The sequence below is a fragment of the Asticcacaulis sp. genome (assembly GCF_027484505.1).
Taxonomy (GTDB): Bacteria; Pseudomonadota; Alphaproteobacteria; order Caulobacterales; family Caulobacteraceae; genus Asticcacaulis.
In genome coordinates this window covers 24761-32471 of record NZ_JAIXSV010000087.1, presented here as the reverse complement: position 1 = coordinate 32471, position 7711 = coordinate 24761, and the positions used below count along the sequence as shown (strand labels likewise).

The following is a 7711-nucleotide window of genomic DNA, read 5'->3' as shown; positions in this document are numbered from 1 at the left end:
GTCTTCTGGATCATTATGATTTCTGGTAGAAACATAATGATCCAGCTTTTGTTTAGTCCCTCGCCGGGCGGTGGCTTTGCCACCTTGGCCGCCGCCTCAATGGCGGCTTGAGCGGAATGATCCCATTAGAAATCATTCCGCTCTAAACCTTCCGAGACTTCGGGAGCGGCCGCTTCGGGCTTATCGTCCTTGTCGAGCACAAAGCGCACCAGCAGACGACACCCACTCAGACCGCGATCCGTGGGTTTGAAGCTCGATTGCGTCAACATGCGCGACGCGGCCTGTGCAAATTGCGGCAGGGGCTGGCTTGTACTCGACTTGATCCGCACCTGACCCCAGGGGGCTACGTCAAAGGTCAGCAGCGCGATGCCTTCGATACCCAGACGGCTGGCCTGAGTCGGATAATATTCAGGGCGATAGCTGAAGGTCATGGCCGCACGGCGAGCCTCCGCCGGACAGGTTTTTTCTTCCTCGGCTTCTTTGTTTGCCTTGTCAGCCTCCGTGCCATCATCCCCCACGCCGCCCGTCCATGGCAGACCGTCCGCTGGGATCACATAGCCGGTCAGGCATTCGGCGGCCTCACCGGGATAGTAGGCGCGCTGACTCAGGGCCTTTTCCACCGCCTCCAGATTGGCCTCTTCACCCGAAGCGCGCAGCCGTCCGCCCACCTTTACCTTGCCATTGGCCTGCACATCGGTTCGCAGGACAAGCCATTGCGAACGCCCCGGTGTGCGGCGCATTTGCTGGCGGTCCGGATAGGCGTTCAGACGGATGCGCCGGTCCACGGCCTTACAATCCTCGCTGCGCGGATCGGCGGGTTTGAGGCCACTGGCGAAATTGCGCAGAAAAGCGGCCTCATACATCAGGGGCTTGGCCGCCTCTGGCGTGTAATCGGTTTTGATATCCCATGTCATCTTGCAGCCGGTCAAAGCCTTTGGCTGAGCACCGAAATTCCAGCTCGCCGCCCAGGTCGGCAAAAATTCATTGGCAGACAGTCGATAATCTCCGCCCACCGGACGGATATTGCTCATCCGGCCATTGGCCAGCACGTCAAAGCCCAAAGTGTAAACCTTGTTCACCGCCACGGGCGAACCTCTGAACACGATGGGATCGCTATTGCTCGTGGCCGGTTTGGGCGCTGGCAACGGCGCGATTAAACCCGCCGGGAAGGTAAAGGCCGCAGGCCAGCTCAGCGTACCGTTGGCGCAGGTTACCCCGTCGCGCGGCTCAAGGGTAAAGACCTGCGTCTTTGTTACCGGCGCAGGCTGATAGGTGATCTGCGCCTGCGCGGACACGCCCGCGGCCAGAAACGACAGCGCCACAATGACAGCCACAGCCTGTCTCATAAAATCCCCCCTGCCTGTGTACGGCTTTGCGCTCGTCACTCAATTGATACGGCAAATGGCGCTGAGCGCAAAGTGAAATTGCAATGACATACCGCAGCGGGGACGACTTACTTACCCCTTATAGCCCAACTCACGGCTGATGGTGAGGGTCACTTCCTTGACGTAGCCCTTCAGCGTCTCAAGGCGCGCATCATCCATATATTGCGCGGCGCTGGAGATGGAGACGGCGGCGACAATCTTGCCCGACAGGTCGCGAATGGGCGCAGAGACGCATCGGATGCGATCTTCGTTTTCGTCCATATCCAGCGCATACCCACCTTCGCGGTAGGTCTTCATGATGTCGAGCCAGCCCTTAAGGTCGTAACGATAGTTGGGGAATTCGCGCGCTTCGCGGTTATAGACCTCGCGCAGCTTGTCCTCATCGGCGTCCAGCAGCAGAGCCTTACCCAATCCCGTCGGGCGCAGATATTGCCGCTCACCGATCACACAGCGCACCTCAATACGACGCGTGCCGGGGATTTTATCGATATAGTGAACCTGATGGCCGTCGAGCACGCCCAGATTGACCGTATCGCCCGTATCGGCGGCCAGCCGCACCAGATGGTCGTGCGACACGCGCGTAAGGGTGATCTGCTGCGACGCAGCATGACCCAGTTCCAGCAACCGCGTTCCCAGCGCGTAGCCTTCGCGCTGCGTAAACGACAGGAAGCCGTAATCGACCAAAGTCGAGGCCAGACGGTGCACGGTCGATTTGTTGAGCCCCAAAGAGCGCGAAATTTTCGGCAGGGTATTGTCGCCCTTGGCCACGCGGCCCAGCACGTCCAGACCGCGCATCAGGGTCAGGGCCCCGGCGATTCCCTTTTCCTTTTCGGCGCCGACCTCGGCCATGTCTTCGACATCGGCCACCAAAGCCATATTTTCCACTGCTTTTACTCGCGCCAACTCAGGCATCTCCGGCCACGGACCAATCGTTCGCTTAATCTAAAGGGCATTGCGGTCGCTGTGAAGCGTTTTTGAAACGGTAGCCTCATAAAGCGGGACGCAAAGGGCTTTATGCACCGTGTCTGGCCCAAACCCTGCGTAGCGGTGCCCAAGACAAGACCTCTTTCACAAACGGCAGAGGCCTCAAGACGATTTTATATAAGAAATATATTCTGCTGGCGAAAGCATTTCGACTCTTTGCCGTCGCGCACAAACCCGCTATCCCTGACCCACTACCCCTGTCTATATAAGGAAACCCCATGAAACTGCTGCGTTTTGGTCAGCCCGGTCAGGAAAAGCCCGGCCTGCTCGATGCTGACGGCCGTATCCGCGACCTGTCTGGCGTCGTTGCCGACATCAACGGTGCCACCCTGTCGGATGAGGCGCTGGCCAAACTGAAGGCCATCGACCCCGCCACCCTGCCTCTGGCCCCCGAAGGTGTGCGTTATGGCGCTTGCGTGGCCGGCGTGGGTAAATTCCTGTGCATCGGCCTCAACTATGCCGACCACGCCGCTGAATCGAACCTGCCCATCCCGGAAGAGCCGGTCCTGTTTTCCAAGACGACCTCGTGCATCATTGGCCCGAACGACGAGGTGAAGAAACCGCGCGGCTCGACCAAGCTCGACTGGGAAGTCGAACTCGGCATCGTGATCGGCAAGACGGCCTCCTATGCGACGGAAGCCGAAGCCGAAGCCTGCATCGCCGGCTACTGCACCATCAATGATGTATCCGAACGCGCGTTTCAGCTGGAGCGCGGCGGCACCTGGGACAAGGGCAAGGGCTGCGACACCTTCGGCCCCATCGGCCCGTGGCTGGTGACCCGCGATGAAGTCGCCGACCCGACCAATCTGAAAATGTGGCTGAGCGTCAACGGCAAGACCTATCAGGACGGTTCGACCGCCACCATGATCTTCAAGCCCGCCTTTATTGTTTCATACGTCTCGCAGTTCATGAGCCTGCATCCGGGCGACGTCATCTCGACCGGCACGCCGCCGGGCGTCGGTCTGGGGCAAAAGCCGCCGGTCTATCTGGAAGTCGGCGATGTGATGGAACTGGGCATCGAAGGCCTCGGCACCCAGAAGCAGACGGTGATCGCGGCCTGACTCTGAGCCCATATTTGGCAAAGAAGCGTCGGTCCGTTGTAGAGCGGAATGATTTCTACTGGAATCATTCCGCTCAAGCCGCCATTGCGGCGGCGGCCAAGGTGGCGCAAGCCACCGCCCGGCGAGGGGCTAAACAAAAGCTGAATCATTATGTTTCTACCAGAAATCATAATGATCTAGGCTGTGGTGACGAATTTACGTTTGCGATCTTCCTCCTCCCCATATCATGGGGAGGTGCCGAGTTTACGAGGCGGAGGGGTATCTTACGGACGGTTATACCCCTCCGTCAGCTTCGCTTCGCTCGCTGCCACCTCCCCACGCTTAAGCGTAGGGAGGAGAAAATAGCCGCATTACATCTTAAATTGTCACCACAGCCTAGCGGATCGGCGCTTTTGTTTTTCGCGTAAAAGTTTATTATACCGCAGGATAACTCCCCGATCCAGCGTTGCGCATTTAACAACGCTCCATTCCAAAAGTTCCGACTTCTGTAACGACGGCGATGGCGTTATCTCTTCATTCGTCGAATGTAAGCGTCCTGCTCAAAACCGAACTATCCAAAATTTCAGACCTTTTTGAAAAATGGCCTCTTGCCGTGACCGGCGGAGCCTTACCCGAACGGAGCCACACCATGACCAACTTTGTCACCGCCGCCGATGGTACGCAGATCTTCTTCAAGGATTGGGGCCCCAAGTCCGCCCAGCCCGTCGTCTTCCACCACGGTTGGCCCCTGTCGTCCGACGACTGGGATACGCAGATGCTCTACTTCCTTGCTAAGGGCTATCGCGTGGTGGCCCACGACCGCCGCGGTCACGGTCGCTCCGAGCAGGTCAGCGAAGGGCATAATATCGACACCTACGCCGCCGACGCCCACGCGGTAGCCGAGTATCTCGACCTCAAAAACGCCATCCATATCGGTCACTCGACCGGCGGCGGCGAAGTTGCCCGCTATGTGGCGCGCTACGGCGGTAATGGCCGCGTCGCCAAGGCCATTCTGGTCAGCGCCATTACACCGATCATGCTGAAGACCGAAGCCTTCCCCGGTGGCCTGCCCATAGAGGTGTTTGACGGCCTGCGCGCCCAGACGGCCGCCAGCCGAACGCAGTTTTTCAAAGAACTGCCCATCCCCTTCTATGGCTTCAACCGTGACGGCGTCGCCCCCATCGAGGCCGTGATCAACAACTGGTGGCGTCAGGGCATGATGGGCTCGGCCAAGGCCCATTACGAAGGCATCAAGGCCTTTTCGGAAACCGACCTCAGCGAAGACCTGAAGGCCATCGACGTGCCCGTGCTGATCCTGCACGGCGACGACGACCAGATCGTCCCGGTCAAGGCCGCCGCCCTTGAAGCCATCAAGCTGGTGAAAAACGGCACGCTGAAAATCTATCCGGGCCTGTCGCACGGTATGCTGACCATCAATGCTGATCTGCTAAACGCCGATATGCTGGCCTTTATCGAAGCGTAAGCGACCTGAAAGCACTAACCTAGACCATAGTCTAGGTTAGTGCTATACAGAGTCATGCCAATGCGGCTCACCCTGCGGAACATTCGCATTGCCATCTATACAAATGATCACCCGCCGCCTCATGTCCATGCCCTGAAAGGCAATGAGGCTGAGGCGCGGTTTCGTCTCAATTGCCCGCAAGGTCCTGTGGAACTTTGGGATCATTAAGGGTTCAAGCTGAGCGAACTGAACGAGATCGGCGGCCTGGTTGCCCATAATCTCGAAGCGATCTGTGTCAAGTGGAGTGAAATTCATGGCTGAGTTTAAACCGGTCATAGTGCGGCAATTCGAACAGACACGACGCAAACCGCAAACCGCCTTTCGCGCCGAAAGTGCGCGTTACGATGCCCAAAGCGCCCAGCTTGTCGTGCAACTGACCAATGGGGCCTCGGTCGGCTTTCCACTCAGGGCCATTGCGGGGCTTGAGGACGCCAAGCCACAGGACCTGACCGGGATTGAGGTGCAGGGACGCGGGTATGGCCTGCACATTCCGTTACTTGACGCCGATATTTCGGTATCACGCCTGTTTCTCGATGTTCTGGGCTCTAACACCATGAGTCGGGCCGAACGCCGCGCTACGGCCAGCCGAGCCAACGGCGCCAAGGGGGGGCGGCCAAAGGCGGGCGTTTCACATTTGTAGAACCTGTCGGTCTGAACCCAACCAGATATTCAAATTCGCATAACGCGGCATGTCCTCCAGGATATGCCGCGTCAGGCGTTCATAGTGAGCGATAAAGCGCCTCAGCGCGTCAGCGTCCATCAGGCCGGAAGTGTCGCGGCCCTCAGAGCGTAATCTCTGGCTTAAGGCGTCTTCCTGCTGGGTGCGCCAGCCCTGAACCACGTCGAAGCCGGGCGCGGCCAGCAGGATCAGCCGGTCCATCCGGGCAAAGAGGTCGGCATAGGGTCCCGCCAACTGTTGATTCACATAGGCCCGCCACACCCCATCCTGGTCTTCGTCGCGCTCCACCGCGTTGACCGGCATGCATAAGGCCCTTTCGCTTTGAGGTCGCGCCCCGACGCACCAGCCTTCAAACAGGATCACATCCGCGCTCATGTGCGGCCAGTCGTGAGGCGGCAGTGGGTGATCCGTCGCCTTGTCAAAGCGTGGCAGGGCAACCCCCTCCCCGGCTTTCAGCGCGTCAAGCACCGACACCCCCAAACCCACATCGTGCGTGCCGGGCACACCGCGTGTGGCAAACAGGGGATGGACCGAAACGGGCCGCTGATCCGGCGGCAAATACAGATCATCCAGCGACAGGACGGCGACGCGCAGGCCCCGCCCGGCAAACTCTTGGCGCACCGCCTCGGCAATGGTTGATTTTCCACAGCCCTGAGCCCCGCACAGGCCGATCAGCCGTGCCCCATCCCTGCGCCAGCATTCGATGGCGTCTATCACCAGACGGGCCGCCGTGAGATCAGGCAATGGGGTCAATCAGTGGCTCCCCGGCAAAGAAGCGATCGAGATTATGGGCCGCGCGCAGGCCCATCTCGTCGCGGGTTTCGCGCGTCGCCGAGCCCAGATGCGGCAAGAGGACGACATTATCGAGGGGCAGCAGGTCCGGATGCACCTGCGGTTCGCGCTCATAGACATCTAGTCCGGCGGCCCAGATCGTCCCGGCCTTCAGCGCCGCCGCCAGATCCGCCTCATGCACGACCGAACCGCGCGCCGTATTGATCAGAATGGCCGAGGGCTTCATCAGACCCAGCAAGCGCGCATCGACCATATGCCGCGTCGCCTCACCGCCCGGCGTATGCAGCGACAGCACATCGGCTTCGGCCGCCAGAGCCTCGAGCGAGTCCACATAACGCGCCCCAAACCGCGCCTCGATCTCTGGCGCGACGCGGTGGCGGCTGTGATAGGCAATCTGCATCCCCAGCGCCGTCTGCGCCTTACAGGCCGTCGCCTGACCGATCCGCCCGAAGCCAACAAGGCCCAAAGTCTTGCCGCTCAAGCCCTGCCCCAGAAACTGCGTCGGCTTCCAGCCGTTCCAGCGCCCGTCACGCAAACCGCGTTCGGCCTCAGACGCCCGGCGGCTGGTCATCAGCATCAGCAACAGGGCGATCTCTGCCGTCGCTTCGGTCAGCACATCGGGCGTATTGGAGACGCGGATACCGGCGGCCTTTGCCGCTTCAAGGTCGATATGTTCAAACCCCGCCCCGAAATTGGCGATCATCCGCACCCGCGTGCCGGGGCGTAAAATTTCTTTGGTGAGTTTGTCGGTTACCGTCGGGCACAGGGCGTCGTAATCGTCCATGGCCGCGATCAGTTGCGCCTGCGTCAACGGCACACCGGTCTCATTGACGGTCACCTCATAACGGTCTTTCAGATAGGCGAAGGCCCCATCGGGCCATGAACGGGTCAGCAGAATGCGGGGACGGGACATGGAGGCTCCTTGGCGGGAGTCCCTTGTCCCCCTGCCCTGCCCTGAAATCAATCGGGAAAACCGCTCAGGACGGTTTTGCCGATGCTGGAGCCCGTCTCTATCTGTTCGTGTACGCGGATCAGGCTGGCGATAAAATCGACCTCGGTGAGTCCTATGCGCCGCAGTTCGTCGGCCAACGGGAGTCCATGATTGATAACGGCGTTAGCCCCCATGTTTTCAACCCATTGGACGGATTCGGGACGCGATGCGGTGGCGATCACGGTCAGATATGTCAGACGCCGGGCCAACTGAATCAATATTGATCCAGCGCCGCCCGCCCCGCCGATGACCAGCAGGGTGTGCGGGGCCTTCGAGGTGTCGCGTGACACCTCCAAACGCTCAAACAATATCTCCCAC

The 7711-nt window shown here is 59.8% G+C and carries 9 protein-coding genes; 4 read left to right on the top strand and 5 right to left on the bottom strand.

Annotated features, from left to right (window positions below; genetic code table 11):
- Positions 1-125: 125 nt before the first annotated feature.
- Together Q0072_RS05225 and Q0072_RS05220 are read right to left on the bottom strand one after the other, a co-directional pair.
- A complete protein-coding gene (locus Q0072_RS05225; protein WP_298326730.1) occupies positions 126-1346 on the bottom strand; it encodes an energy transducer TonB in 1221 nt (406 codons plus the stop codon).
- Between the two features lie 111 nt (positions 1347-1457).
- On the bottom strand, positions 1458-2261 hold the full coding sequence (locus Q0072_RS05220; RefSeq protein WP_298326728.1) for an IclR family transcriptional regulator: 804 nt from the start codon (positions 2259-2261) through the stop codon (positions 1458-1460).
- Positions 2262-2587: 326 nt separating this feature from the next.
- Between Q0072_RS05220 and Q0072_RS05215 the strand changes: the two genes are divergently transcribed.
- From Q0072_RS05215 to Q0072_RS05205, 4 genes are all read left to right on the top strand, one after another.
- Entirely contained in the window at positions 2588-3430 is an 843-nt protein-coding gene (locus Q0072_RS05215) for a fumarylacetoacetate hydrolase family protein (RefSeq protein WP_298326725.1), read from the top strand.
- Between the two features lie 628 nt (positions 3431-4058).
- Positions 4059-4892: an alpha/beta hydrolase gene (locus Q0072_RS05210; RefSeq protein WP_298326722.1), complete on the top strand. Its 834-nt coding sequence runs from the start codon at positions 4059-4061 to the stop codon at positions 4890-4892.
- A gap of 54 nt (positions 4893-4946) precedes the next feature.
- The gene (locus Q0072_RS21890; RefSeq protein ID WP_366941778.1) at positions 4947-5099 is read left to right on the top strand and encodes a DUF4160 domain-containing protein; all 153 of its coding nucleotides are present in this window, start codon (positions 4947-4949) and stop codon (positions 5097-5099) included.
- A gap of 85 nt (positions 5100-5184) precedes the next feature.
- The gene (locus Q0072_RS05205; RefSeq protein WP_298326719.1) at positions 5185-5571 is read left to right on the top strand and encodes a DUF2442 domain-containing protein; all 387 of its coding nucleotides are present in this window, start codon (positions 5185-5187) and stop codon (positions 5569-5571) included.
- On the opposite strand, the gene Q0072_RS05200 is transcribed toward Q0072_RS05205, so the two are convergent.
- The 3 genes from Q0072_RS05200 to Q0072_RS05190 are packed head-to-tail and all read right to left on the bottom strand — an operon-like array spanning position 5560 to position 7701.
- The gene (locus Q0072_RS05200) at positions 5560-6363 is read right to left on the bottom strand and encodes a kinase (RefSeq protein ID WP_298326717.1); all 804 of its coding nucleotides are present in this window, start codon (positions 6361-6363) and stop codon (positions 5560-5562) included. The two genes, Q0072_RS05205 and Q0072_RS05200, sit on opposite strands and share 12 nt — an antisense overlap.
- Positions 6347-7315, bottom strand: coding sequence for a D-glycerate dehydrogenase (locus tag Q0072_RS05195; protein ID WP_298326714.1), 969 nt, complete (start codon positions 7313-7315; stop codon positions 6347-6349). Before Q0072_RS05195 ends, Q0072_RS05200 begins: the two co-directional genes overlap by 17 nt.
- A gap of 47 nt (positions 7316-7362) precedes the next feature.
- Entirely contained in the window at positions 7363-7701 is a 339-nt protein-coding gene (locus tag Q0072_RS05190; protein WP_298326711.1) for a hypothetical protein, read from the bottom strand.
- Positions 7702-7711 lie beyond the last annotated feature (10 nt).

What these genes read in the sequence shown, in the direction of transcription:
- Q0072_RS05225 (WP_298326730.1), bottom strand. Translation starts at nt 1,346, where the DNA reads ATGAGACAGGCTGTGGCTGTCATTGTGGCGCTGTCGTTTCTGGCCGCG.
- Q0072_RS05220 (WP_298326728.1), bottom strand. Translation starts at nt 2,261, where the DNA reads ATGGCTTTGGTGGCCGATGTCGAAGACATGGCCGAGGTCGGCGCCGAA.
- Q0072_RS05215 (WP_298326725.1), top strand. Translation starts at nt 2,588, where the DNA reads ATGAAACTGCTGCGTTTTGGTCAGCCCGGTCAGGAAAAGCCCGGCCTG.
- Q0072_RS05210 (WP_298326722.1), top strand. Translation starts at nt 4,059, where the DNA reads ATGACCAACTTTGTCACCGCCGCCGATGGTACGCAGATCTTCTTCAAG.
- Q0072_RS21890 (WP_366941778.1), top strand. Translation starts at nt 4,947, where the DNA reads ATGCCAATGCGGCTCACCCTGCGGAACATTCGCATTGCCATCTATACA.
- Q0072_RS05205 (WP_298326719.1), top strand. Translation starts at nt 5,185, where the DNA reads ATGGCTGAGTTTAAACCGGTCATAGTGCGGCAATTCGAACAGACACGA.
- Q0072_RS05195 (WP_298326714.1), bottom strand. Translation starts at nt 7,315, where the DNA reads ATGTCCCGTCCCCGCATTCTGCTGACCCGTTCATGGCCCGATGGGGCC.